Here is a 24,460-nt window from a genome sequence, read left to right as displayed (position 1 = left end):
GCAGCCCGCGCCGGAGCCCGCAGCGCTCGCGGCCCGCGGCCCGGCGCCGTGGCATGGCCGCTCGCCGCCCGTGACCGGCGGCCCGGCTCCGTGGCGTAGTCGTTCGCCGCCCGTCACCAGCGGCCCGGCTCCACGGCGTAGCCGCCCTCCGCCCTGAACCCTCAGGCCGCAGGCCGCCCCGTGCTCGCCCGCAGCACCACCTCGCCCCGCACCCGTTCCACACGCGACCGCACGCCCCGCTCGCGAAGGGCGAGGGCCAGCACGTCCCGGCCCATCCGCGTCAGCGGCAGCGCAACGGTGGTCAGCGGTGGTGTGAGTTCCCCGACCAGGGGGATGTCGTCGAAGCCCGCGAGCGACACGTCGTCCGGCACCCGGAGCCCCCGTTCCCGCAGCGCACCCAGCGCCCCCACGGCCATCACGTCCGTCACCGCGAAGACGCACGTCGGCCGCTGCCCCCGGCGCAGCAGTTCGACCGCCGCCGCATGGCCCCCGTCACGGGTGAAGGCGCCCTCCACGATCCGCTCCGGGGGAAGGGCGACCCCCGCGTCGGTCAGCGCCGCGCGGAACCCGGCCAGGCGGTCCGCGACCGTGGTGAGCCGTTCGGGGCCGGTGAGTACGGCGAACTCCCGGTGGCCCAGGGACAGCAGCGCCCGCGCCAGCGCACCCGCCCCCGCCCGGTTCTCCGGCTGCACCGTGTCCACGCGCAGGCTGCGGTGCCGGCTGACCACGGCGACGCGGCCCCCGTCACGTATGTAGGGAGCGAGCTCCGACTCCAACGCCCGCTCCCACGCGGGGTCCTGGAAGCCCGAGCCGATGAGCAGGATCGCGCGGGCCCGCTGCGCCCGCAGCATCGAGACGTACGCGATCTCCCGCGCCGGCGCGCGGAAGGTACTGGCCAGCATCACGAGGAGGTCCTGCTCGGCCGCCGCCGCCATCACCCCGCTCGCGATCGCCGCGAAGTAGGGGTCGCCGACGTCGTGGCAGATCACGCCGACGGTGTTGTTCGACGAGCTGGCGAGCGCCTGGGCATGGGCGTTGGGGATGTACCCCAGCTGGTCCGCCGCTTCGAGCACCCGGCGCCGCAGGTCCTCGCGGACGCGCGTCGTGCCGTTCAGGGCACGCGACGCGGTGGCGGGGGAGACCCCGGCGGCGCGGGCCACCGCGTGCAGAGTGACGTGCGGCCCGTGCTCGCGCCCTCGTCCGACCGCGGGGCCAAGACCAGGGCCGGGTCCTTGCTCACCTCCGCGTCCGGGCGCGAGCCCTTGACCGCCGCTCCGTCCGGGTGCGGGGCCTTGCTCGCCGCTCCGTCCGGGCGCGAGTCCTCGACCGTCTCCGCCTCCGCCTCCCCGTCCGGGCGCGAGCCCTTCCCCGCCTCCCCGTCCGGGTGCGGGGCCTTGCTCGCCGCTCCGTCCGGGCGCGAGTCCTCGACCGTCTCCGCCTCCGCCTCCCCGTCCGGGCGCGAGCCCTTCCCCGCCTCCCCGTCCGCGCGCGGCCTCTCGCCCGCGCGCCCGCCCGGCCCCGGGCTGCTCCCCAGCGCCCTGCCCCGCCCCCGCTCCGTGTCCCTGCGCCCGCCCGGCCCCGGGTTTCTCCCCAGCGCCCCGCCCGGCCCCGGGCTGCTCCCCAGCGCCCTGCCCCGCCCCCGCTCCGTGTCCCTGCGCCCGCCCCGCCCCGGGTTCCTGCTCGCGCCCTAGCGCCCGCACCGCGCCCCCTTCGTCCCGCGCCGCGAAACTTCGAGCCGACCTATTGACCCTGCGGTCAGCCAGTCACTAGCGTGGCGGACACCTTATCAGAAAGCGCTTTCTGAAAGCGGTTTCCGCACCATCGATGCTCCGCAACTGCCTCCGAAGTTCGCTGAATGCCAGGGGAGTTCACCGTGAGCCAGAGCGCACTGCAGGCAACTCCCGTCAAAACGGCAGGCGTTGTCGACCGTAGCCGCCCTACCTTGCGACAACGTACCGCCGAGGCGGCCGAGAAGAGCTGGCGTCCGCTGGTCCTGCTGCTCGTCTGCTTCGGGGCCTGGTGGCTGATCGCCGCCACCGAGATGGTCGAGGCGTACCTCGTGCCCTCGCCCGGCGCGACCCTCGACGTGATCCTCGACAAGCCCGACTACCTGTGGCAGCACACATGGGTCACCACCTACGAGACCCTGCTCGGCTTCCTCATCGCCGTGGGCGTCGGCATCCTCTCCGCGGTCGTCATGGTCTACTCGACGACCGTCGAGAAGACGCTCTATCCGATCCTCCTCTTCGCCCAGGTCGTGCCGAAGATCGCGATCGCCCCGCTGTTCGTCGTCTGGCTCGGCTTCGGCATCGCCCCCAAGATCCTCATCGCCGTCCTGATCGCCTTCTTCCCCGTCGTCATCTCGATGGTGACCGGGCTCAAGGCCGTCGACCCGGAGATGCTCCAGCTCTCCGCCACCATGGGCGCGCGGCCCTGGCAGACCTTCCTCAAGATCCGCTTCCCCGCATCGCTCCCGCACCTGTTCTCCGGTCTGAAGGTGGCCGTCACGCTCGCCGTCACCGGCGCCGTCGTGGGTGAGTTCGTCGGCGCGAACGAAGGCCTCGGCTATGTGATCCTCCAGGCCAACGGAAATCTCGACACCCCGATGCTCTTCGCGGGGCTGCTCGTCATGTCGCTGATCGGCGTCGTCCTCTTCGTGCTCGTCGAGATCGCCGAGAAGCTGCTCCTGCCGTGGCACGCGAGCCGCAGGGACGTGGCCGCCACCACTGCCTACTGACACCCACCACGCGGTGCCGGCGCACCCACCCCGCCATGTCCGATGTTCGACGTACGCGAGAAGGGCCGTCCCATGCACGCGCGCAGACTGCTCACCGGAATCGTCCCCCTGGCCCTCGTCGCGGTGACCGCGACGGCCTGCGGCGGTGACGACGACAGGACGAGCACCAGTGACTCCGGCAAGAAGCTCGACAAGGTGACGCTGACGCTCAATTGGTATCCCTACGGCGAACACGCGCCGTTCTACTACGGCAAGCAGGAGAAGATCTTCGAGAAGCACGGCATCGACCTGGACATCAGGGCGGGCCAGGGCTCGCAGAAGACCGTGCAGGCGACCGGCGCCGGGCAGACCGACTTCGGCTGGGCGGACACACCGGCGGTGCTCGCGGGCGTCGACCAGGGCGTCAAGGTGAAGAGCCTGGGGGTCTTCCTCCAGACGACACCCGCCTCCGTGCAGTTCTTCGACGCGCAGGGCATCAAGGCGCCCGCGGACCTCAAGGGCAAGATGATCGCGGGCACGGCGGGCGACGCGCTCACCAAGACGTTCCCGATCTTCCTGGAGAAGAACGGCATGGACCTCTCCGACGTCAAGGTCCAGAACACCGACCCGGCGGGCAAGATCGCCGCGGTGATCTCCGGCAAGACGGACGCGCTGCTCGGGTACGCGAGCGACCAGGGCCCCACCATGCAGAACAAGGCCAAGAAGGACGTCTCGTATCTGCGCTTCTCCGAGAACGGCCTCAACTTCTACTCCAACGGCCTCATCGCCGGGCCCAAGACCCTTCAGGGCAGAGGCGATCTGGCCAAGCGCATGACCACCGCCGTGAGCGAGTCATGGGCGGCCGCCGAGAAGAGCCCGGAGCCCGCCGTCGCCTCCATGGACGGCGCGTCCGAGCAGCTGCCGCCCAAGGAAGTGCTGTCCGAGCAGTTCAAGACCACGCTGACGCTGCTGCACACCGACGCCACGAAGGGGAAGGCGCCGGGCGCCAACACGGAGGCGGACTGGCAGCAGACCATCGACGTCTTCTCCGAGGCGGGCCTGGTCAAGAAGGCCAAGCCCGTCGCGGAGTACTGGGACGCGGCCAAGGGGATCAAGGGCTGAGGGGCGGCAGAGGAATGACGAAGGACGCGACGCTCAGGATGAGCGACGATTCACGTGCCACGGCGGGGGACGCGAGGCCGTCCGCGGTGCGCATCGACGACGTCGCCGTCCGCTTCCGTACGAAGAAGAAGGACGTCACCGCGTTGCAGGACGTCTCGCTGAACGTCGGCGCGGGCGAGTTCGTGGCGATCGTCGGGCCGTCGGGCTGCGGCAAGTCCACCCTCCTGAAGCTCGTCGCCGGGCTGCTCGCACCCTCCTCGGGCGACGTGCTCCTCGGCGGCGAACAGGTGCGCGGGCCACGGCGCGACATCGGCTACGTCTTCCAGCGCGCCGCGCTCCTGGACTGGCGCACCGCACGCCGCAACATCCTGCTCCAGGCGGAGATGCGCGGGATCCCCGGTGCCGAGGCACGCGCGCGTACCGACGACCTGATCCGCATGACCGGACTCGGCGGCTTCGAGGACGCCTATCCGCACGAGCTGTCCGGCGGCATGCAGCAGCGCGTCGCACTCTGCCGCGCGCTCCTGCACGAGCCGCCGGTGCTGCTCATGGACGAGCCCTTCGGCGCGCTCGACGCGCTCACGCGCGAGCAGATGAACGTCGAGCTGAACCGGATCTGGCGCGAGACCGGAACGACGGTCCTCCTGGTGACCCACTCGATCCCGGAGGCCGTCTATCTCGCGGACCGCGTCGTCGTGATGAGCCCTCGCCCCGGGACGGTCGAGGAGATCATCGACGTCGGCCTGCCCGCGGAGCGTTCGTACGCGACGACGCTGGCGACGGCCGAGTTCCGCGAGGCCACCGGGCGGATTCGCGAGCTCCTCGGGGCGGTGTCCGCGCACGAGTGAGGTGTGAGCCACAGGGGTCGGCGCTAGGCACCCGTCCCACATTCGGGATAGCGTGCCAGATATGGAACACGATGGCGTCGACGACCGGCTCGCCGCCCGCCTCGCCGAGCTGCGCGCGGAACGCGGCTGGTCCCTGGGCGAGTTGGCGGACCTCAGTGGCGTGAGCCGCTCCACCCTGTCACGGGCCGAACGCGCGGAGATCAGCCCCACCGCGTCCCTCCTGAACCGGCTCTGCGCCGTCTACGAACGCACCATGTCGCAGCTCCTGAGCGAGGTGGAGGCCGAGCCCGCGCAGCTGGTGCGCGCGGCCGAGCAGGGCGTGTGGACCGACAGCGCGTCCGGCTTCGTGCGGCGGTCGGTGTCGCCGCCCCACGCGGGGCTGCGCGGCGAACTCGTCGAGGGCCGCTTGGAACCGGGCGCGGACGTCGCGTACGACCGGCCTCCCGTGCCCGGCATCGAGCAGCACATCTGGGTGCTCGACGGGGCGCTGGAGGTCACCGTCCAGGGCGACCCGCACGCCCTGGACGCCGGGGACTGCCTGCGCTTCCGGCTGTGGGGGCCTACACGGTTCCGGTGCGTGGGGCAGCGGACCGTGCGGTACGCCCTGGTGGTGGTCGCGCGATGAGGGATGACCGAACGCCGATACGCCTCTGTGCGGAACAACTCATCGCGGCAGCGGACGACTTGGGTGCCCTGCTCGCCGACGTCGTGGACGGCGGATCGTCCCTCGGCTTCCTCAAGCCCCTCGCCCCGACGGCCGCAGCCGACTGGTGGCGGGGCCTGGCCCCGGCGGTGGCGGAAGGACGCCTCGCCGTCTGGGCCGTGCGCGACGCCGAGCGGGTCACCGGGACCGTCAGCGTCGGCTTCGTGGACAAGCCCAACGGCAGGCACCGCGCCGAGATCCTCAAGCTGATGGTCCACGGCTCCGCGCGCGGGCAGGGCCTCGCCCGCACCCTCCTGGCCACGGCGGAACAGGCGGCGGCCGAAGCGGGCGTGACCCTGCTGGTCCTGGACACGGAGACGGGCAGCCCCGCCGAGTCCCTCTACCGGACCGGAGGTTGGACGGCGGCCGGGGTCATTCCCGACTACGCGGCCGACCCGGCCGGGGCGCTCCACCCGACGACCCTCTTCTTTAAGAAGGTGGTCGGTTCGGGCGCACCCCGGCCGGACGACCCGGCACGTCAGTACCGCAGCGCCGCCAGATAGGCGTAGCTGTTGCGTGCCGTGGCGAACGGATCGCTGGGGGTGTCGTGCTCCACCAGCCACTGCTTGACGCCGCCCACGCGCGCGTGGTCGAACATCGCGGCGAAGTCCAGTGTCCCCGAGCCGACATCGGCGAAGCCGCCGTCCGGCGCCATGTCCTTCACATGGAGCGCGGGGAAGCGCCGCCGGTGCCGTACGAAGTACGTCGCCGGATCCGCGCCGCCCTTCGCCGCCCAGTAGACGTCCAGTTCGAAGCCGACCAGATGCGGGTCGGTCTCGGTGACGAGGATGTCGTACAGGCTCGTGCCGCCCACCACCACATGGTCCGTGCCGTGGTTGTGGAACAGGACAGGGCCGAGGCCCGCGTCGCGCGACGCCTGTCCGATGCGGTTGAACTGCCGTGCCGCTTCCCGGAATCCGTCCGGCGTGTGCAGCGCGCCGGGCAGGCTCGGCACCACCGGCCACTTCGCGCCAAGGGTGTGCAGATCATCGAGGGCCTGGGGCAGGCCGCTGCCCTTGAGCGTGTCGTACGCGACGTGTTCGAGGACCGCCTTCAGGTCCACCGCGTCGAGCATCCGTCGGATGTCGGCCGCGCTGTTCCCGTGCCGGCCGCTCACCCCCACGGTCGCGTAGCCGATGTCGGCGAGCTGCTCCAGCGTGCCCGCGAAGTCCTGTGCGAGGACGTCGCGCATCGTGTAGAGGTGCATGCCGATGCCGCCGCGCGGGATGCGCCGGCACCGCGACGCCTCACCCGCGCGCGCGGGCAGTGCGGTACCGACGGCTGCCGCGAGCCCCATCGACGTACCGAGAAAGGCACGTCTGGTCCCGTTCAGTCCTGATCTCTTCATGGCTGACATGGATGCCCTCACTTCGCCGTGATCCGGACAGCGCCGGTCGTCGTGTCGCCCTTGTCGTCGGTGACGGTCAGATGCGCCGTGTACGTGCCCTTGCGCGCGTACGTGTGCTCGGCGCTGCCGCTCTCCGTGCCGGTGGGCTTGGCGTTGTCGCCGAAGTCCCAGTGGTACGAGGCCGCGGTGCGGCCCTCCGGGAGCTGCACCGTGCTCGTGAGCTTGACGGCGAGGGGAGCGCTGCCGCTGCCCGGTGCCGCCTTGGCCGTCACCTTCGCGCCTGCCTTCTTCTCGACTCCGGGGCCGTTGAAGTGCAGCCAGTCGACCGTCAGGAGGTCTTCCTTGTCGGACGACCACTCGGGGTTGGTGAAGACGGCGTACAGCTTCGTCGTGCCCTCGTGGTCGGCCAGTTCGGTGGTCGGCGAGATGAAGTTGCCCCAACCGCCCGTGTTCGGCACGCTCACCTTGCCGAGCAGCTTGCCCGTGGGAGAACCGGCGCGGAACTCGATGTCGCCCCCGAGGCCGCCCGAAGCGGCGCCCACCGTCAGGGAGTCGACGCCCTTGAGGTTCACCGGGTCGAACGACACCCAGTCGCCGTCCTCGATCTCGATGAGCCGTTTGCCGCCGGAGGCGTCCGCGCGGTCACCGATGACCGCACCCTCGTGCGCGCCGCCGGTGGCGGTGCGGTGCTCGCCCTCGCGGAAGGAGGTCCGCAGGGTCAGCGAGGAGGAACCCGTCAGAGCGGGCACACCGGACGCGCCCTTGTCCTCGTACTGGGCCGTGATCCCGTAGTAGAGATTCTGGCCGGCGCCATGACTGTCGCCCGCGTCCGTGACGATCTCGCCCGCGCAGCCGGTGTAGTTGTCCAGCGGGTGCAGATGGGTGTCGTGCCCGAGCTGGGACTGGACGACGACCCGCTTGCAGTCGATCGGCCCGTCCTCCTTGTCCGTCACCTTGACCTTGAACGGAATCGTGTCCCCGAAGCTGAACGTGCCGCCGTTCGGCGGCTGTTGGATCGTCACCACGGGCCGGGTGTTCCCGACGGTGATCTCCTGCACGGCCAGACCGCTCAGCCCGTCCGGCCCCGTCACCTTCAGACGCGCGCTGAACTGCCCCTTCTCGGTGTAGGTGTACGTCGGGTTCGCCTCGGTCGAGTCGGTCGTGCCGTTCCCGTCGAAGTCCCACGCGTACGTGACCGGCTTGTCGCCCGGCAGCCCCGAACCCGCGCTGGAGAAGGTGACCTTGAGCGGGGTGCTGCCGTTGTCGGGAGTGGCCGTGACACGGGCGTCGGGCAGCCGTCCGTCCGCCACGTAGTCGATGCGGTAGATGCCCGCGCCTTCGTTGCTGCCGCCGCGGCCCGTGCCGCTGCCGAGCCCGAAGTCGATGACGTACATCGCGCCGTCAGGACCGAAGTCGGCGTCGAAGGGCTGGTTCCATTTCAGATCGGGGAAGATCGAGTTGATCGAGTTCAGATCGCCCGACTTGGCGGGATCGAAGCGCGGATCGGTGAACGTCTGGTCCTTCTCCTGCATGGAGAAGACCTTGAACCACTGCCGCGTCAGCTCGTAGTTGAACCACTTCCCCTCGAAGTACTCGGGGAATTTGGTCTTGTACGGGTTGTCCGCGTCGTAGTCGTAGACGGGACCGCTCATCGGTCCGCCGCCACCCGTGCCGAGTTCGGGGAACTTCTCGGAGGCGGAGTAGGCGTACCAGACGGTCGCGGGCTGCGCAGGCGGCAGTTCACGCAGTCCTGTGTTGTTCGGCGAATCGTTCACGATCTTCGCGCAGTCGAATTTCGCGCCCGACTTCTTCGTCGCGAAGTCGTAGTCGTTGAACGGGGTGTTGTCGCCGACGCAGTAGGGCCAGCCGTAATTGCCCGCCTTGGTGATGCGGTTGTACTCGACCGTCCCCTCGGGACCGCGGTCGGGGGCTGCGTTCTTCGAGTCGGGCCCGTAGTCGGCCATGAGGAGGGCGCCGCTCACCGGGTCCGTGGTGATGCGGAAGGGATTGCGCATGCCCATCGCGTAGATCTCGGACCGGGTCTTGTCCGTCCCCGGCGCGAAGAGATTCCCCTCGGGCACGGCATAGGTCCCGTCGTCCTTCGGCGTGACGCGCAGGACCTTGCCGCGCAGGTCGTTCGTATTGCCCGATGTGCCTTGCGCGTCCCAGGCGCGGCGGCCCTCGCGCTCGTCGATCGGGCTGAATCCGTCCGAGGCGAAGGGGTCGGTGTTGTCACCCGTAGCGATGTACAGGTCGCCCCTCTTGTCGAAGGCGATCGAGCCCGCCATGTGCGAGTTCGCCCGGCCTTCACCACGCCACGTGGGAATGGTCAACAGCCGCTTCTCCGACGCCGGATCGACCTTTCCGCCCGCCTCGGTGAAGCGGGAGAGATTGATGCGTTTCTCGGTCTTGTCGGAGTTCAGGAGATACACCCAGTGGTTGTCCTGGAACTTCGGGTCGAGCGCGAGGCCGAGCAGTCCGTCCGACTGGCTCGTCATCTCGGGCGTGTAGTCGAAGTCGAGCGCCGTGGAGACCTTCAGCGTCTCCTGGTCGATGATCTTCAGCTTCCCGGTGCGCTGGATGAAGAACACCCGGCGGTCGGGCGCGACGGCCAGTTCGAAGGGGTCGGCCAGGTCGTTCGTGGCGAGCGGTGTGCGCTGGAAGGCGCCGGTCTTGGTGGCGGTGCAGTCGCCGGGCTTGCTGCCCGCGGCCCACTCGATGCCGCCGAGGATGTGCTTGAGGAAGCCCTCCTCCTGGAAGGCCGAGGCGGCGTGCCCGCCCGCCGTGTACCAGGAGCGGCCGCCGTCGTAGTTCTGGCACCAGGACCAGGGCTGGTCGACGCCCTCGTCGAGGCCGGTCACGCTGTCGCGCACCTTGACCTGCGCGAGCGTGTGCACCTTGCCCGTCGGATTGGTGCGCCAGTTGTACCACTCCTCCGTGCGCTCCCAGAGCTCCGGAAGCCCCTTGGTGGAGGGGTGCGCGTGGTCGAGCACCTTCACCCGCCCGGTCTGCACCTCGGGGTGCTTGTCGAAGATCGCGCCGACCAGACCCTCGTACCAGGTCCAGTCCCGCTCGCTGGCCGATGCTGCGTGCAGGCCGACGTAGCCGCCGCCCGCGCGGACGTACTTCTGGAAGGCCGCGCGCTGCTCGGTGTCGAGCAGATCACCCTTCTCCGGGGTGGAGTTGGTGTTGTTGAAGACGATGGCCTGGAAGCGGGCGAGATTGGCGTCGGTGAAGGCGGTGGCGTCGTCCGTGGCCTCCACTTCGAAGCCGTTCTCGGCGCCGAGCTTCTTGATGGCCTCGACGCCCGCGGGGATCGAGTCGTGGGGGAAGTTCGTGACCTTGGAGAAGACCAGGACGCGGAAGGGCGCCGCTGCGGGCTTCGGATCCGCTTGTGCGGTCGCACGGTGCGGTGCGGTGAGGCCGAGGCCGATGACGAGGGCCAGCAGGGCGATGAGCGCGAGCCAGGGGCTCGGCGTGGCGGGGCCTGGTCTCGGCCGGACGGGGCCGCGTCTGGGCGCGGTGGGACTCGTGGAACTCATGGCGCTCCCTGGGCTGGGCGGGTGGACGGCTGCCGGTAGCCGGGTGTGCGGTGAGTGTGGTGAGTGCGAGTTGCGCGGGGGTGCGGTGCGCGGGGTGCTTGACCTGGGCCTCGGGGTGCGGGGTCCAGAAAGTCTGCCTAGAAAGCGCTTTCTCCTGCGCGTTGTTCAGCGTAGGTTCCGCTCTGACGGGGGGTCAATGGGTCGGAAGGGCCTGGCGTCGTCTGGCGTCGTCTGGCGTGAGAAGGGAGTCACCGCGCGGCGGTGGTATGAGGTCGCGTGTGCGGGGGAGGGTTTCAGGGCCAGGAACCGCAGCCGTACGGGAGCTGTGTGCGGGGCCGGAGCTGTGCAGAGGCTGTGTGCGGGGCCGAAACCGTGCAGAGGCTGTGTGCGGGGCCGGAGTCGTGCAGAGGTTGTGCACAGGACCGGAGTCGTGCTGAGGCTGTGCACGGGACCGAAGCCGTGCTGAGGCTGTGCACGGGACCGAAGCCGTGCAGAGGCTGTGCGCAGGAACCGAAACCGCACAGCTGCCGTACGGAAGCCATAAAGAAGCCGCACAAGGGGAGCCTTCCGCAATGCCTGACCAAGCTTCGACACCCGCCCCCGCCGCGTACACCGCCGGACTCGTGAACGCGGCGGACGGCGTGCCCGTCGCCACGTACACCTGGCTGCCCGACGGCGGCCGACCGCGCGCCTTCGTGCAGATCGCGCACGGCGCGGGCGAACACGGCCTGCGCTACGACCGGTTCGCGCGCCATCTGACGGCGCACGGCTATGGGGTGATCGCCTCCGACCACCGGGGCCATGGCGCGACGGCGCAGGCGACCGGTGGGTACGGGGTGACGGGTTCGTCGGCCGAAGTGCCGTCGGGCGAAGCGCCGTCGGGCGAGCCGTCCGGCCCCGCGTCCGACTCGGCGTCCGACCCGGCGTCCGAGGCCCCGTCTGCATCGCCGTCCGGTGCGGCAGCCTCCGACAGCTGGCGCGCCATCGTCGACGACCTCAAGGCGATCGGCGACCAGGTGCGCACGCTGCACCCGGGAACCCCGCTCTTCCTGCTAGGCCACAGCATGGGCTCGCACCTGGCCAGGGACTACGCCCAGGAGTACCCGGACGACCTCGCGGGCCTGATCCTCTCCGGGACCTTCCGCTCCCTGCCGGGGGTCGGGATCGAGGAGTCGATCACCCGCCTGGAGCGCGAGATCTCCGAGGACGGCCGCGAGGCACTCTCGTCCTACCTCCCCGAACTCTTCGCCGCCTTCAACGACCCGTACCCCCACCGCACCGGCTTCGAATGGCTCTCCCGCGACGAGGCCGAGGTCGACGCGTACGTGGCCGACGAGCGCTGCGGGTTCCCCTTCTCCGCCGGGCTCTGCCTGGACTGGGTGCGTGCCGTGCGCAAGATGAACGACCCACGGAACCTGGCCCGCGTTCCGGCGGACCTGCCCGTCCACATCGCCGTCGGCACCGAGGACCCCTGCAACCAGGGCATGACGCTGGTCCACGAACTCGTGGAGGACTTCCGGTACGTGGGCCTGGACGACCTCACCTGGAGGGGGTACGAGGGGGCGCGCCATGAGATCCTCAACGAGACCAACAGGGACGAGGTGCAGGAGGACCTGCGGAACTGGCTGGACAAGCACGTGCTGTGAGGACGTGCGGCTCGTCGCGATGGGTGGCACCTACGGGGTACGGGGTGGACCGGCCTGTCGCAGGGCCGGAGCAGTGCGCTTCGGCATCCGGCATCCGGCACCCGCATCCGGCCATGCACAGGGCCTGATCCGGCCTCAGTTGCTCCTGCTCGGAGCGAGCTGCTTCCCATCAACACCCCCCGTCCCTATGGTGATACGGATTCGACAGCATGCCTGGGGGGTGAGACCGATGTCCTTTACCGAGATTGCCGTAGCCGTGATCACGGCCGGGCCTGCCTACATTGCGGTCTGGTTGACCGCCCGCAAGGCCCAGGGCGAGCCGGCACGACCACAGGCTTGTGCACAGCACGCGGTCTGTGATCAGTGCGAGGGCCGAACCCCGCCGGGCGGCATGCCGGGTGACGTCACGGTTTGGGCTCTGACGGCCTGATCCCCTTCTCTTCGCGGTGCTGCGGCGCCCGCCACCTCCAGGGTGGCGGGCGCTGTCAGTGGTGTTGGCTACCGTTCGTGGCATGTCTCGAGCTCATGCCAAAGCCCACGTCACGGGTGACGATGTACGCCGTATCGCACTGGCCCTGCCGGATACGACAGAGAAGATCGCCTGGAGCATGCCCACCTTCCGGGTGGCCGGAAAGATGTTCGCCACACTCCCCGAGGACGAGACGTCCATCGCCGTGCGGTGCCCGAAGGAGGAGCGAGACGAGTTGGTCCTCGCGGAGCCGGACAAGTTCTGGATCGCCGACCACGAGGCGATGTTCGCCTGGGTGCGCGCACGGCTTTCGGCTCTGGACACCGCTGAGCTGAAGGACATCCTCGCCGACTCCTGGCGCCAGGCCGCTCCCACCCGACTCCTGGACTCCTACCCGGAGTTGGGGCTCCCGCCGACGAGCTAGCAGGCCAACAGCGGCCGGTCCACAAGCGATCGGCCGTTGTCAGTGCCCCGTGGCATGATCCAGGCAGGGGTGGCGGATGGGGCGCGCGGGACGACGGGCCGGGCACAGTCACCAGGGGAGGGGCAGGGGTGCGGGTGCCGTCAGGGGACGGGTTTGTCGAGGGTGGGCGGTCTGACGAGGCCGGACGGTTCGTCGAGGGCGGGCGTGAGAGGGACCCGGTGGAGGGCGGCACGGCGCGCGACCCCGCCCCTGACCCTGACCCCGAGGCCGTGGCGACCGGGCGCAAGCCCGAGCCTAGTGACCCCGAGGCCGAGCCTCGTGACCCCGAGGCCATGGCGACCGGGCGCAAGGCCGTTGCGGCCGGCCGGAAGGTCGTGCCTCGTGGCCGCAAGGTCATGCCGCCGACCGGCGGCGCGGTCTTGTCGATCACCGCTGAGCGCGAGCGTCAGGGCATCTGGTCGCGGGACTTCGGGTTCTTCTTCGGCGCGCGGACCGTGGCCAAGCTGGGCGACACCATGCTGCCCGTCGCGCTCGCCGCGGGACTGCTCCAGCACGGGCACGGAGCGGGCGCCGTCGGTCTCGCGATGGCCGCCACGACCGTCTGCTTCGCGGGCCTGGTGATCTTCGGCGGGGTCTTCGCCGACCGGTTCAGCACCCGCCTGCTGATGATCGGCGCGGACGTGGTCCGGCTCGGCACACAATCGGTCGCGGCGGTCCTCTTCTTCACCGATCACGTCGTCCTCTGGCAGATCTGTGTGATCGGCGCGGTGAACGGCGCGGCGGGCGCGCTCTTCCAGCCCGGCGTCGCCAGCACGGTCCCGCGCCTGGCCGCCGACGTCCAGAAGGCCAACGGCGCGATACGTGTCGCGGAGTCGGCCGCGGCCCTGGCGGGACCGGCCGTCGCGGGCGTCCTCGTGGCCTTCGCCTCGCCGGGCGCGGTCTTCGCCGCGCACGCGGGAACGTACGGACTGAGCGCACTGTGCCTGGTGCTGCTCCGGCTGCCGCCCGCGCTGCCCGGCTCGCTCCCGCACAGCAACGGCTTCCGGGCGGATCTGGTGCAGGGCTGGCGGGAGTTCAGGTCCCGCACCTGGCTCTGGGGCGTCATCGCCATCTTCTGCGTCCTGATGATCACGACCACGGGCCCGCTGACGCCACTCGTCGCCACGCTCGTCGTCCAGGAGCACGGCTCGGGGGCGTACGGCCTGGTGAACTCCGCCCTGGGTGCGGGCACCGTGCTCGGCGGCCTGGTCGCCCTGCGCCTGCGCCCCCGCCGCATGCTCCGCGCGGGCTCCCTCGCCCTGACCGGCTACTGCGCGTTCCCGGCCGCCGTCGGCGCCCAGCTCGGAGTCCCGCTGATGGCGCTGGGCGCCGCGATCGCGGGCGCCGGGCTCTCCTTCTGGGGCGTCATGTGGGCGACGAGCGTCCAGACGCAGGTGCCGCCCGACGTCCTCAACCGCATCCACGCCTACGACGTCGCGGGATCGATCGCCCTGCTCCCGGTCGGCCAGGCACTCGCGGGTCCCGCCGCGAGTGCCTTCGGCGCGGAGCAGGTGCTGATCACGGGCGCCGTGACGACGGTCGTCGTCTGCCTGGCCCTGCTCTCGGTGCCCGCGATACGCGGGTTGGTGCGGGTGGACGGGAGAGCACCTGTGTCGGCCGGGGGAGCGGATCCCGGACGGCCGGATCGAAGGACGGCTGATCGAAAGGCGGCTATACGAGAGCCCGCGCCCCCAAGAAGCCGGTGATGCGCTCCCGCAGTGAGCGGACGTCGAGACCGTGCGCGGCCACGTGCTCGTCGATCTGACCGTAGCGGCGCAGCTCGGCACGGCCGACGCCGAGCCCGAGGACCCGGTGCGGGACATCGGCGAGGGCATCGTTCGCGGCGGCGGTGGAGGTCCCGGCGAGGTAGGGCTCGACCACGACGACATCGGCGACGGCCCCCGTGTCCGCCGCCGTGTCCGACCCCGTCGCGCGGCGCAGCGCTTCCTCGTCGAAGGGCCGCACGGTGGTCGCGTACAGCACGGTGAGATCGAGGCCCTCGGTCGCGGCGAGCACGTTGTCGAGCATCGGCCCGACGGCGATCACGACCCCGCCGCGCCCTTCGCGCACAGTGCGGAAGCGCGCTCCGTCGACGGGCAGCCCCCGGGCGTTCGACTGCACCGAGAGCCGGACGTACACCTTGTCGTCGCCCGCGGCGACAGCGTGCCGCAACAGCGTCTCGGCCTCGTCCGGGTGCCCCGGCACGTGCACGGTCCAGCCGTCCAGGGTGTCGAGCAGGGCCACGTCGCCCGGCGACATGTGCGTGAAGCCGCCGGCGGGCCAGTCGAAGGAGGCGGCGGCGCTGACGAGCACCCCGCCCACGCCTTGATGCCCGAAGTCCAGCTTCACCTGTTCGAACGGCCGCTCCACGAGAAAGCTCGCAAAGGTGTGCACGACGGGCCGCAGCCCGGCGAGGGCGAGCCCGGCGCCGGTCCCGACGAGCAGCTGCTCCCGGATCCCGACATTGATCACCCGGTCAGGGTGCTTGCGCTGCGCCTCCGTGAACGCGTCCGCGCCGATCTCGGCGAGGACGACGGCGACGCGGGGATCCTCGTCGAGCAGCCGGGAGAGGACGGGGCCGAAGCGATCACGCATGGTGTCCATGACAGAGAAACCTCCACTGGAAGACTGAAGAATCAGCGCACAGGCGGGCGCATAGTTGGGGGGAAAGCTCAGGCGACCTTGGGCTCGCCCACGGCGCCCTTCGGCTCGACCCGGGCCACGACCACCCGCGGCCGCCCGGGATGCGGCGCGGTGAACGCCGCGTACAACGCGTCGTGATCACGCCCGTCGACGGTCTCGGCGGACCACCCCGCGGCCTCGAAGCGCGCGGCGATGCCGCCGGGCCTGGCATGGCGGGCGGACGCGTTGTCGATCACGACGGTGTGCAGGCGCTCGAGCCCGGACGGCCCGGCGAAGGCGATGGCCTCGTGATTGCTGCCCTCGTCCAGCTCTGCGTCCCCCACGAGCACCCACACCCGTGCGTCGGCGCCGCCCCGGGCCCTGAGCCCCAGCGCCGTCCCGACCGCGATCGGCAGCCCGTGCCCGAGGGACCCGCTCCCGATCTCGACCCCCGGCACGAGTACCCGGTCCGGGTGGTGCCCCAGCGGGGAGTCGTAGCCCCCGAACCCCTCCAGCCAGTCGACGGGAATGAATCCCTTGGCGGCGAGGACGGCGTAGTACGCCATGGGCCCGTGCCCCTTGGAGAGCAGGAACCGGTCGCGCCCCGGATCGTCCACCCGCTCGGGTGTGACCCTGAGCACCCGGTCGTACAGAACCCAGAGCGCGTCGAGGGTGGACGTCGCGGCGGGCCCGTGCTTCTCGTCCCCCGTCATCCGCCCCATGAGGCGGGACAGGTCTGCGTATTCATGTCCGTATCCGCGTTCCGCTGTCGTCGTCATGACACCGAGCGTGCAACCTCAAGCGGGCTTGAGGTCAACAGGGCGCGAAAGGCGTGAGCGATCACGGCTTGGAGTGCGGTATTGTTTCGGTGCGCGTTCGGCCAGGGGAAACCCCAGGTCACACGGGCACCGGGACGTGGCGCAGCTTGGTAGCGCACTTGACTGGGGGTCAAGGGGTCGCAGGTTCAAATCCTGTCGTCCCGACGGAAACGTCGCAGGTAGGGGTCACCTTCGGGTGGCCCCTACTTCGTGTTCGGGACCAAATCTGGGAGCGGGGAGCGGCTCTGCGCCTGCCGAAAACTCCATCCGCGCAGCTCAGGCGGCATGCTGGTACTCGTGGAGGACTCCGCCGAGGCGGTCTCTCCGGCACACTTTCAGTTGGGTGATTTGTGCGTGGGTGAGTGGTTCGGGTAATACGCGCAGGGGTGCTGCCTGGTCTATCGCCTGGTGGGGCCGGTGGGTGTTGTAGTGCAGTTCGAACTGGTGGAGCGCGTGGCGTAGATGGCGCTCGTTCCAGATGAGGGTGCGGTCCAGGAGTTCGTGGCGGCAGGTTTGGACCCAGCGTTCCATGATGGCGTTCATGCGCGGTATCTGGACGCCGGTGCGCACGACTTGGATGCCTGCGTTGCACAGGATTTCATCGGAGAGGGCGGGGTACTTCGCGTCCCGGTCCCGGACCAAGTACGCGTGGGTGGCTTGGGCGTCCGTCAGGTCCATGGCCAGATTGCGGGCGGCTTGACAGACCCAGGCCGCGGTGGGGTGGGCTGTGGTGCCGAGGATCCGGATGCGCCGGGTGACGTGTTCGATGACGGCGAGGATGTACTGACGCTGACCGGTCAAAGTCACCGTCTCGATGAAGTCGCAGGCCATCAGGGCGTCGGCCTGCGAGCGCAGGAAATCGGCCCAGGTGGTGGCGGCCCGGTCGGGCGCCGGATCTATGCCCTCGGAGGCGAGGATCTCCCAGACGGTGGAGGCGGCGACCTTGATGCCGAGCGTGGTGAGTTCGCCGTGCACCCTGCGATAGCCCCACGAGGGATTCTCACGGACCAGACGCAGGACCAGTCTGCGGATCGATTGGACCGTGGGCGGTCGTCCGGGCTTCTTCGGCCGACAGGGGCGGGCGTGGCGCCGTTTGATCAGGTCGCGATGCCAGCGCAGCACGGTGTCAGGCCGAACCAGTAAACGTAACCGCCGCAGGACTTGACGGGGCAGAGGCGCCAGCAGAGCGGCAAGGAATGCTCGGTCTTCCGGAGCGAGCTTCGCCCGCTCTGCTCCGACCTGCCGTTCGAGGACAGTGAGTTGGTGGCGCAGGGCGAGGATCTCCGCGTCCTTGTCGCGGTCGCTCATCGACAGCAGTCGCAGTGCGGCGAACGTGTTGGTGATGGTCAGGTAGGCGAGACGAAGCAGTACAAATACTCATCCTGCCGCACCACTGACCAGGCTTCTGGGCTGCATGGATGACATTTTCGGCAGGCGCACAGATGGAAGCAGCGCTGCCAGGTCAGAGGCCATTTTTGAACTCCTGTTGATCTCGCACACGCGCCACGGTGGAGAGCTCCGTACGCAGAGGGCCCTCCGTAACCAGCGGTGACACGGTCGGGAACGTCACCGTTTCGGCGGTCTCGGCGGCCGGGTACTTGCGCGATCCGCCCGTCGATTGCCGCTGGGACACGCGCTCCACCACCGGAGCCGCCTTCATCCGTGTGGTCAACCAGGCCGACGGCCAGGAGTTCGCTCGCTACGACCTGAGCGAGGACGCGTCGACCAAGACCGCGATGGGCTTCGGCGAGCTGTCGGCGGAGTGGAAGTTCCGCGCCATCGGCCAGGGCTACGCCTCGGGCCTGCGCGGCATCGCGCAGGACTTCGGCGTCAACGTCTGAGCGAACCGCTCTCCCGCGTCCGGCGCCGGACGCGCGCTCCACCACCGGAGCCGACCTCGACCTCGACGCCAGCTCCCTCTGTGCGCGAGCGGCGGGTGCTCGGCGACGAGTACTGCGTCTTCTACAACAACCTCAAGAGCCCAGAGGGCTGGGTTGAGCACACCGGCGACAACCTCACCGGTGAGGGCGAGGGCGACGAGGAGTCGCTCATCGTCGCCCTGACAAAGGTGCCCGTCACCTGCGACAAGATCGTCTTCCCGGTCTCGATCCATGACGCGGACGTACGGTGCCAGGCGTTCGGCCAGGTCAGCAACGCCTTCATCCGTGTGGTCAACCAGGCCGACGGCCAGGAGCTCGCCCGCTACGACCTGAGCGAGGACGCCTCGACGGAGACCGAGATGATCTTCGGCGAGCTGTACCGCAACGGGGGCGAATGGAAGTTCCGGGCGGTCGGCCAGGGGTACGCATCGGGGCTGCGAGGTATCGCCCTAGAGTTTCGCATCAACCGGACCAACTACCTTTTGAGGAAAGGCGGTTCGTGCGAACGGGCCCTCTCGGCCCAGCCGGCAAGCATTCGGCCGAGAGAGCCCGACTGGAACCACCCGTATCCATCAAGTCGGACAGAAGGGTTCCCATGAGTGAGTCTAGGGAAGGCAGCGAGCCAGTACTCCACCAGACCCCTAGGAAGTGGTTGCACGTCTTGGCCAGCGGTGCCCGCGAACTTGGCGACGGCGCTCTGCGCGGGATCGGATATGCCGCCGGGACTACAGCCTTTGGCCTGGTGGTCGTCTGGTGGCAAAGCCACCACTGATCACCGATCTTGGAGAGTGACCGCCGAACCGGATCACGGAGCCAGGTCTCATCACGAGTCCTGGCCCGCCGGCTGCTGAGATAGCGTCATTCGCCCCTGACTCGCATGACCAGCAACCATGTCATGGAGCCCAGCTCGGGTCAGGGGCGAGCTCTGGGGGACGAAGCCCACGGCCGGAGAAAAAGGGGAATAGTGCACGGTCGGAATAACCTGTGGGGCTCGAAAAGTCGTCGCTGCAGTTCAAGCGGCATGTCGGTACTCGTTGATTGCTCCGCTGAGGATCCGGGTGCGCAAGAGCTTGCGGGGCTCGAAACCATCCAGGACTGCTGGCTGTTCCTGGGCCTCGGGCGGTCGTTGATTGCGGGATCGGTGCGGCCGATGTCTGTTGTAGTGGTCCTGGTACTCGGCTAGGACCTGCCGGGCGTGGGCCTCGTTCAGGAGCAGAACGTGGTCGAGTGCCTCGCGGCGGATCGTGCCGATCACTCGCTCGCAGTGAGCGTTCATGCGTGGTGCCTGGGGTGCGCTGAGTAGCACGTCCATGCCTTCGGCATCGAAGACGGCGTCGAAGGAGCCGGTGTACTTGCTGTCGCGGTCGCGGAGGACGAAGCGCAGCGACTCGACGCGGCTGCCCAGGTCATCGGCGAGATTGCGCGCCTGCTGGGTCGCCCATTGTGCGGTGGGGTGGGCGGTGACGGCGGTGATGTGGAGTCTGCGGGTGCCGTGTTCGAGGAATGCCAGCGCGTACAGCCGGCTGCCGGTGATCGTGTCGACGTGGAAGAAGTCCGCCGCGATGATCCCCTCGGCCTGCGCGGTGAGGATCTCGCGCCAGCTCGGGCCGGTGCGGCGAGGGGCGGGGTCGATGCCGGCCTTGTGCAGGATGTCCCAGACGGTGGACGGCGCGATTGGGTGCCCCAGTCGGGCCAGTTCGCCCTGGATCCGCCGGTGGCCCCACCGCGGATTCTCCTGCGCCAGGCGCAACACCGGCTTCTTGAGCGGGGCCGCCGTGGGTGGACGCCCGGTGCGTCGGCGTCGGTCGGAGTAGTCCCACTCCTTGGCGATCAGCCTGCGGTGCCAGGCCAGTAGCGTCCCCGGTGTGACCGCGAAGACGCTGCTCCAGCAGCGGCGCGGTATCAGCGACGACAGCGCGGCCAGCCAGAACCGGTCCGCGGGCTCGTAGCGGACCGGACCGCTGAGTTGTCGTCGCAACACCGAGTTTTCGTGCTGCAGCACCAGTAGTTCGGCCTCCTTGGCCGTGTCCCGGCGCAGCAGGACCGCGGGGATGGACAGCAGCGCCCGGGTGGCCCGGTACAGCATCGAGATGATCACACGCGCAGCATCCCAGCTATCGCGGAGAGCCTGGCACGTAGGCTCCCACCTGCAGCGATGACTTTACGCGCCCCACAGGACCCGGCGTTGGTCGTCGGGGTGATCAGCGACCAGAAGACCGTGCACAGCATTTCGCACCGTACCTCCTGTCGGGCCCTAGGCGTGTCGGAGGCGTGGTTCTACAAGTGGCGCCGCAGGCCGTCCGAGCCGACAAGACGCGAGATCAGACGCGCAGAGCTGGCCGAGCGGATCCGCTGCTTCTTCGATCGCTCCGGCCGGACGACGGCTCGCCGAGGATCACGCTGGATTTATGGGAGGAGGGCTGGCAGATGTCGCATAACACCGTCGCCGAGATCATGGCGGAACTCGGCCTGCAGGGCCGCAAGCCGCCTCGCCGACGCCGCTCGCTCACCCGCCCCGGCAAGCGGACGACTGCTACTGACCTGGTGCGGCGCAAGTTCGACGCCATCGCGCCCAACGTCTTGTGGTGGGGCGATATGACGGAGATCGAGACCGGCGAGGGCAAGCTATACCTCGCATCCGTGCACGACGCGTTCTCCCGCCGCGCTCTTGGCTACGCGATGGGCGCGCGGCACGATGCCGCGCTGGTCGGCGCCGCCCTGCAGATGGCGATCGCGACCCGAGGCGGCCAGGTCGGCGGCGTCATCTTCCACACGGACCGCGGCAGCGGATACACGTCCGAGGCGTTCCAGCAGCTGTGTGGCCGCTGGGGCGTGGTGCAGTCGGTGGGGCGCGTCGGGTCGGCGCTGGACAACGCCGCCGCGGAGTCGTTCCACTCGGTCCTCAAGGTCGAGTACATCCACCGGCATACCTTCGCCACCTGCACCGAGGCCCGGCTGAAGACCGCCACATGGATCGCGGACTTCTACAACACGAAACGCCGTCACAGCGTGGCCGCCGGGAAGCCACCGTCGAGTTCGAACGGATCATCCAGGAAGCGCGAGCGCGGACCGACCAGGAAGGCCGGGCCGCATAACCAACGTCTCTACGGAACCAGGGGATTGACAACCATGGTGAGGTACTACTCCGCCTCACCACACAGGACAAAGTCTTAGTAACACGCCCTTCACCGTCCAAGCCACGGATGGCCCCCAGGGCTTCCCTCGCTGATGGCGCGCAGTAGCGTGCGAACATCTCGTACGACCCAGGCTGGCGTGACCGCTAGCCTGGGCGCTCCGAACATCACAAGGAAAGGCGAACTCACGTGGTGGACATGCAAGCGGCCGCACGCAAGGTCTTCGACCGGTACGACCTCGACGGCGACGGCCAGATCACGGCCAAGGAGTACCGGCAGGTCGTCGCAGAGTTGAACGGCGAGCACCTCACCGACGAGCAGGCGCAGCGGTTCATCGACGTGCTGGACACGGACGGCGACGGCACCATGTCCTTCGAAGAGTTCTGGGCACCGATGCAGGACGCCTGACAGCACTCGGCTGAGGTCAAGTGGGCGCAGAGATGAGAGGCCGTTTGCGAACGGCCTCTTTCCGTTCTCCGGGCGCTCTCGAGTGGCAGTGCGAAGCGGGAGCACTGCCCCTGCCGAGAAAACCATCCGCGCAGTTCAAGCGGCATGCTGCGGACTTGCCGCTTCAGGTGTCTCAGCGTCGCCGTAGTTCCGCGTACGGCGTCGTACGACCGTCAATGGCGCTTCAGAACTCCGAACCGGAATCGCGCGCCTGACTGGGGGTCAAGGGTCGCAGGTTCAAATCCTGTCGTCCCGACGGAAACGTCGCAGGTAGGGGTCACCTTCGGGTGGCCCCTACTTCGTTGTGGGGGCTTTTCGGGAGCGGAGAGCCGCTTCCCGTGCTCCCATGGGGCTCGGCCGGTTGTCACGGCCGGTCTTTGCTCGCCGTCCAGGTCGCGGTGTACTCCGCCAGCATCGACTCCAGGTGCCCCACCATGAAGCGGTAGTAGTCGTGCATGTCGCGCAGCCGCCCACGCTGTTCCTCGGACATGTTGGCGGACCTGTCGGCGCCGCGGTCCTGTGCGTGCGCGGCGAGTTCGCGCAGTTCGGTGGTTGCGGCCACGATGTGGCGCAGGCAGCCGACCCAGGCGTCGTCGCGCCACCGGTAGACGAAGTGCCGCGCTCCTGCCTCCTTGTAGCGCTCCACGGTGCCGTTGGCGATGAGCAGTCGCGTCATCTCCGAGGCCGATCCCTTGCTGGCGTCCAGGGCTTCCTGGAGTTGGGCGAGGGTCAGTGGCTTGTCGCTCAGCATCAGCAGGCCTGCGGCGCGGCCTGCCATGCGCGGCCAGCCCATGGCTCTGCCGACGTGGGTGCCGAACTCCTCGACCAGTGCATCGGTCGCGTTGTGTGAGTCGTGTGAGTCCTGCGAGTTGTCTGTGCCGTGCTCGGTCGCCTGGCCGCCCTGATCGGACACGGAACTCCTGGAAGTCAGTAGAAGATGAACATTCAGTCTTGACTGAACTCACTGCAAGGTCGATATTACAAGCTCTCCGGCCCGATACCTAGGCCACGTCAGATCGCCCTGAGTTCGCCCTACGGCGGGAGAAGCAGCATGACGAGCACGAGCTGGGACGTCATTGTGGTGGGTGCGGGATCCGCGGGTGCCGCGCTCGCGGCGCGCTCGGCGGAGAAGGGCAAGCGAGTCCTCCTCGTGGAGGCCGGCCCCGACTACCGTTCGGCGCAGATGCACGAGGCGTGGCGCTCACCCAATCCGGCGGTCGCGCTGATGAACCCCACCGCGGCCGAGGGGCTGCTGTGGACGGGCCTGAATTCCTCGCGCACCGAATCGCAGACGCAAGCGCCGTACTGGCGCGGCAGGGGTGTCGGCGGCAGTTCGTCGATCAACGGGCAGATCGCGATCCGGCCCCCCATGGCTGACTTCGAGGACTGGAGCGGGCTCGGGTGTACGGGCTGGTCCCCGGCGGATGTCCTGCCGTACTTCGCGAAGCTGGAGGACGACGAGCAGTTCGGTGACGAGCCGTATCACGGCCGCGGTGGACCGACACCGATCCACCGGACGCCGCAGGACGAGTGGGGTGGGGTCGACACCGCGCTGTCCCGCTCCGCCCTCGCGGCGGGGTTCGGCTGGGCCGCGGATGTCAACGCCCCTTCCTCGCGCGGGGTTTCGCCCTATCCGATCAACTCGCGGGGCGGGTGCCGGGTGTCGGTCAACGACGCGTACCTGGAACAGGCCCGGGAGTTGGGCACGCTGACCGTCCTGGGCGACGCCCTGGTGGAGAAGGTGGTGTTCGCCGGGAACCGGGCGGTGGGGGTCCGGCTGCTCGTCGACGGAGAGGCGACGACGACCGAGTACGCCGACACGGTCGTGCTCAGCGCCGGCGTCATCCACTCACCCGGCATCCTCATGCGCTCGGGCATCGGACCCGCGTCGCACCTGCGCGCGCTCGGCATCGACGTGCGCCACGACCTGCCGGTGGGCCACGGCATGCAGGACCACCCGATGGCGCTGGTGTCGATCCCGCTGCGCGAGTCGGCGGCGGTCAAGACGCCGCACGACCGGCACACCAACGTCTGCGTCCGGTGGACCAGCGGCGACGACGCCCCCGACAACGACCTGATGTTCGTCTCGCTCAACCAGAACGTGCTGGCGATGGCCGCCGCCACAACCACCACCGCTTCCGGGGCGTTCGGAGTGTGGATGAACCAGAACCACTCCCGGGGCGTCCTGACGTTGGCGTCCACCGACCCCTACGACCAGCCGCTGGTGCGGCAGCGGATGCTGTCCGACGAACGGGACCTCCGCCGCATGCGCCACGGCCTACGGGCGCTCGTCGACCTGGCGCGCCGACCCGAGACGGCAGCCATCACGGAAGGATCGCTGGAGAAGGAGAACGCGGCACTGTTCTCCGTCCTGGACAGCGACAGCGGCCTCGACGACTACCTGCTGACGACGGCCATGGACGCCCAACACGGCACCAGCACCTGCCGCATGGGCCCGACCGACGACCCCGCCACCGTCGTGGACAGCGAGTGCCGCGTCCTCGGCGTCGAGGGCCTGTACGTGGTCGACGCCTCGGTCTTCCCGTCCGTGCCCCGGGCCAACACGAACCTGGCCACGATCATGGCGGGCGAACTCATGGCCGACCGCATCGCCTGACTCGGCACGCTCGTGACACGGCACGCTCGTGACTCGACACGCTCGTGACACGGCACCGCTTGCTCGACCGAGGTGGGCGCGCCGC

20 protein-coding genes, 1 tRNA gene and 2 pseudogenes are annotated in these 24,460 nt (G+C 69.4%); 15 read left to right on the top strand and 8 right to left on the bottom strand.

Annotated features, from left to right (window positions below; translation table 11 throughout):
• Nucleotides 1-161: 161 nt before the first annotated feature.
• Complete coding sequence (locus tag M4V62_RS07440) at nt 162-1,160, bottom strand: LacI family DNA-binding transcriptional regulator (RefSeq protein WP_249586432.1); 999 nt, start codon at nt 1,158-1,160, stop codon at nt 162-164.
• Nucleotides 1,161-1,163: 3 nt separating this feature from the next.
• On the opposite strand from M4V62_RS07440, the gene M4V62_RS07435 reads away from it, so the two are divergent.
• From M4V62_RS07435 to M4V62_RS07410, 6 genes are all read left to right on the top strand, one after another.
• The gene (locus M4V62_RS07435; RefSeq protein ID WP_249586431.1) at nt 1,164-1,691 is read left to right on the top strand and encodes a hypothetical protein; all 528 of its coding nucleotides are present in this window, start codon (nt 1,164-1,166) and stop codon (nt 1,689-1,691) included.
• Between the two features lie 164 nt (nt 1,692-1,855).
• Entirely contained in the window at nt 1,856-2,737 is an 882-nt protein-coding gene (locus M4V62_RS07430; RefSeq protein WP_425575041.1) for an ABC transporter permease, read from the top strand.
• A gap of 72 nt (nt 2,738-2,809) precedes the next feature.
• Complete coding sequence (locus tag M4V62_RS07425; RefSeq protein ID WP_249586429.1) at nt 2,810-3,838, top strand: ABC transporter substrate-binding protein; 1,029 nt, start codon at nt 2,810-2,812, stop codon at nt 3,836-3,838.
• A 38-nt stretch (nt 3,839-3,876) separates the two neighbouring features.
• Nucleotides 3,877-4,686, top strand: a complete 810-nt coding sequence (locus M4V62_RS07420; protein ID WP_249586428.1) for an ABC transporter ATP-binding protein — start codon at nt 3,877-3,879, stop codon at nt 4,684-4,686.
• A 61-nt stretch (nt 4,687-4,747) separates the two neighbouring features.
• Entirely contained in the window at nt 4,748-5,311 is a 564-nt protein-coding gene (locus M4V62_RS07415) for a helix-turn-helix domain-containing protein (protein ID WP_249586427.1), read from the top strand.
• Nucleotides 5,308-5,892, top strand: a complete 585-nt coding sequence (locus M4V62_RS07410) for a GNAT family N-acetyltransferase (protein WP_249586426.1) — start codon at nt 5,308-5,310, stop codon at nt 5,890-5,892. The genes M4V62_RS07415 and M4V62_RS07410 overlap by 4 nt, the downstream gene beginning before the upstream one ends.
• Here the strand turns inward: M4V62_RS07410 and M4V62_RS07405 are convergent.
• On the bottom strand, nt 5,868-6,737 hold the full coding sequence (locus M4V62_RS07405; protein ID WP_425575042.1) for a sugar phosphate isomerase/epimerase family protein: 870 nt from the start codon (nt 6,735-6,737) through the stop codon (nt 5,868-5,870). The genes M4V62_RS07410 and M4V62_RS07405 overlap by 25 nt on opposite strands.
• A 17-nt stretch (nt 6,738-6,754) precedes the next feature.
• On the bottom strand, nt 6,755-10,279 hold the full coding sequence (locus M4V62_RS07400; RefSeq protein ID WP_249586425.1) for a ThuA domain-containing protein: 3,525 nt from the start codon (nt 10,277-10,279) through the stop codon (nt 6,755-6,757).
• A 572-nt stretch (nt 10,280-10,851) separates the two neighbouring features.
• Here M4V62_RS07400 and M4V62_RS07395 point away from each other — a divergent pair.
• The 3 genes from M4V62_RS07395 to M4V62_RS07385 all read left to right on the top strand — a co-directional run bounded on the left by M4V62_RS07395 (nt 10,852) and on the right by M4V62_RS07385 (nt 14,563).
• Nucleotides 10,852-11,925: an alpha/beta fold hydrolase gene (locus M4V62_RS07395; RefSeq protein ID WP_249586424.1), complete on the top strand. Its 1,074-nt coding sequence runs from the start codon at nt 10,852-10,854 to the stop codon at nt 11,923-11,925.
• A gap of 512 nt (nt 11,926-12,437) precedes the next feature.
• Nucleotides 12,438-12,818 (top strand): MmcQ/YjbR family DNA-binding protein, encoded by a 381-nt coding sequence (locus M4V62_RS07390; protein WP_249586423.1) that lies wholly within the window; start codon nt 12,438-12,440, stop codon nt 12,816-12,818.
• Nucleotides 12,819-13,213: 395 nt separating this feature from the next.
• A complete protein-coding gene (locus M4V62_RS07385; protein WP_249592727.1) occupies nt 13,214-14,563 on the top strand; it encodes an MFS transporter in 1,350 nt (449 codons plus the stop codon).
• On the opposite strand, the gene M4V62_RS07380 is transcribed toward M4V62_RS07385, so the two are convergent.
• Together M4V62_RS07380 and M4V62_RS07375 are read right to left on the bottom strand one after the other, a co-directional pair.
• On the bottom strand, nt 14,529-15,461 hold the full coding sequence (locus M4V62_RS07380) for a transketolase family protein (protein WP_249586422.1): 933 nt from the start codon (nt 15,459-15,461) through the stop codon (nt 14,529-14,531). The two genes, M4V62_RS07385 and M4V62_RS07380, sit on opposite strands and share 35 nt — an antisense overlap.
• A 68-nt stretch (nt 15,462-15,529) precedes the next feature.
• Nucleotides 15,530-16,258 carry a thiamine pyrophosphate-dependent enzyme gene (locus tag M4V62_RS07375; RefSeq protein WP_249586421.1) on the bottom strand — a complete coding sequence of 243 codons (729 nt, stop codon included), beginning with the start codon at nt 16,256-16,258 and terminating at the stop codon, nt 15,530-15,532.
• A 130-nt stretch (nt 16,259-16,388) separates the two neighbouring features.
• On the opposite strand from M4V62_RS07375, the gene M4V62_RS07370 reads away from it, so the two are divergent.
• Nucleotides 16,389-16,462 (top strand) — tRNA-Pro (locus tag M4V62_RS07370).
• A gap of 111 nt (nt 16,463-16,573) precedes the next feature.
• Here M4V62_RS07370 and M4V62_RS07365 read toward each other — a convergent pair.
• Nucleotides 16,574-17,605 carry an integrase core domain-containing protein gene (locus M4V62_RS07365; RefSeq protein WP_249586420.1) on the bottom strand — a complete coding sequence of 344 codons (1,032 nt, stop codon included), beginning with the start codon at nt 17,603-17,605 and terminating at the stop codon, nt 16,574-16,576.
• 344 nt (nt 17,606-17,949) lie between these two features.
• Here M4V62_RS07365 and M4V62_RS07360 point away from each other — a divergent pair.
• Both M4V62_RS07360 and M4V62_RS07355 read left to right on the top strand, forming a co-directional pair.
• Nucleotides 17,950-18,138 (top strand): annotated as a pseudogene (locus M4V62_RS07360) (TerD family protein); the annotation flags it as partial.
• 28 nt (nt 18,139-18,166) lie between these two features.
• A pseudogene (locus M4V62_RS07355) lies at nt 18,167-18,644 on the top strand (TerD family protein); the annotation flags it as partial.
• A 545-nt stretch (nt 18,645-19,189) separates the two neighbouring features.
• Here the strand turns inward: M4V62_RS07355 and M4V62_RS07350 are convergent.
• Nucleotides 19,190-20,275 carry an integrase core domain-containing protein gene (locus tag M4V62_RS07350; RefSeq protein WP_249586419.1) on the bottom strand — a complete coding sequence of 362 codons (1,086 nt, stop codon included), beginning with the start codon at nt 20,273-20,275 and terminating at the stop codon, nt 19,190-19,192.
• A 173-nt stretch (nt 20,276-20,448) separates the two neighbouring features.
• On the opposite strand from M4V62_RS07350, the gene M4V62_RS07345 reads away from it, so the two are divergent.
• On the top strand, nt 20,449-21,351 hold the full coding sequence (locus tag M4V62_RS07345) for an IS3 family transposase (protein WP_347277025.1): 903 nt from the start codon (nt 20,449-20,451) through the stop codon (nt 21,349-21,351).
• Nucleotides 21,352-21,509: 158 nt separating this feature from the next.
• A complete protein-coding gene (locus tag M4V62_RS07340; protein ID WP_383823626.1) occupies nt 21,510-21,719 on the top strand; it encodes an EF-hand domain-containing protein in 210 nt (69 codons plus the stop codon).
• 403 nt (nt 21,720-22,122) lie between these two features.
• Here the strand turns inward: M4V62_RS07340 and M4V62_RS07335 are convergent, their stop codons facing one another.
• Nucleotides 22,123-22,671 carry a GbsR/MarR family transcriptional regulator gene (locus M4V62_RS07335; RefSeq protein ID WP_249586416.1) on the bottom strand — a complete coding sequence of 183 codons (549 nt, stop codon included), beginning with the start codon at nt 22,669-22,671 and terminating at the stop codon, nt 22,123-22,125.
• Nucleotides 22,672-22,809: 138 nt separating this feature from the next.
• Here M4V62_RS07335 and M4V62_RS07330 point away from each other — a divergent pair, with 138 nt between their 5' ends.
• The gene (locus M4V62_RS07330) at nt 22,810-24,375 is read left to right on the top strand and encodes a GMC family oxidoreductase (protein WP_249586415.1); all 1,566 of its coding nucleotides are present in this window, start codon (nt 22,810-22,812) and stop codon (nt 24,373-24,375) included.
• Nucleotides 24,376-24,460 lie beyond the last annotated feature (85 nt).

The sequence above is a fragment of the Streptomyces durmitorensis genome, from assembly GCF_023498005.1.
Classification (GTDB): domain Bacteria; phylum Actinomycetota; class Actinomycetes; order Streptomycetales; family Streptomycetaceae; genus Streptomyces; species Streptomyces durmitorensis.
This window is presented reverse-complemented; position numbering and strand designations above follow the sequence as displayed.

Excerpts from the sequence above, each read along its gene's own strand:
- M4V62_RS07430 (WP_425575041.1), top strand. The coding sequence starts at position 1,856 with ATGCCAGGGGAGTTCACCGTGAGCCAGAGCGCACTGCAGGCAACTCCC.
- M4V62_RS07425 (WP_249586429.1), top strand. The coding sequence starts at position 2,810 with ATGCACGCGCGCAGACTGCTCACCGGAATCGTCCCCCTGGCCCTCGTC.
- M4V62_RS07420 (WP_249586428.1), top strand. The coding sequence starts at position 3,877 with ATGAGCGACGATTCACGTGCCACGGCGGGGGACGCGAGGCCGTCCGCG.
- M4V62_RS07415 (WP_249586427.1), top strand. The coding sequence starts at position 4,748 with ATGGAACACGATGGCGTCGACGACCGGCTCGCCGCCCGCCTCGCCGAG.
- M4V62_RS07410 (WP_249586426.1), top strand. The coding sequence starts at position 5,308 with ATGAGGGATGACCGAACGCCGATACGCCTCTGTGCGGAACAACTCATC.
- M4V62_RS07405 (WP_425575042.1), bottom strand. The coding sequence starts at position 6,737 with ATGAAGAGATCAGGACTGAACGGGACCAGACGTGCCTTTCTCGGTACG.
- M4V62_RS07400 (WP_249586425.1), bottom strand. The coding sequence starts at position 10,279 with ATGAGTTCCACGAGTCCCACCGCGCCCAGACGCGGCCCCGTCCGGCCG.
- M4V62_RS07395 (WP_249586424.1), top strand. The coding sequence starts at position 10,852 with ATGCCTGACCAAGCTTCGACACCCGCCCCCGCCGCGTACACCGCCGGA.
- M4V62_RS07390 (WP_249586423.1), top strand. The coding sequence starts at position 12,438 with ATGTCTCGAGCTCATGCCAAAGCCCACGTCACGGGTGACGATGTACGC.
- M4V62_RS07385 (WP_249592727.1), top strand. The coding sequence starts at position 13,214 with ATGCCGCCGACCGGCGGCGCGGTCTTGTCGATCACCGCTGAGCGCGAG.
- M4V62_RS07380 (WP_249586422.1), bottom strand. The coding sequence starts at position 15,461 with ATGGACACCATGCGTGATCGCTTCGGCCCCGTCCTCTCCCGGCTGCTC.
- M4V62_RS07375 (WP_249586421.1), bottom strand. The coding sequence starts at position 16,258 with ATGACGACGACAGCGGAACGCGGATACGGACATGAATACGCAGACCTG.
- M4V62_RS07365 (WP_249586420.1), bottom strand. The coding sequence starts at position 17,605 with ATGAGCGACCGCGACAAGGACGCGGAGATCCTCGCCCTGCGCCACCAA.
- M4V62_RS07340 (WP_383823626.1), top strand. The coding sequence starts at position 21,510 with ATGCAAGCGGCCGCACGCAAGGTCTTCGACCGGTACGACCTCGACGGC.
- M4V62_RS07330 (WP_249586415.1), top strand. The coding sequence starts at position 22,810 with ATGACGAGCACGAGCTGGGACGTCATTGTGGTGGGTGCGGGATCCGCG.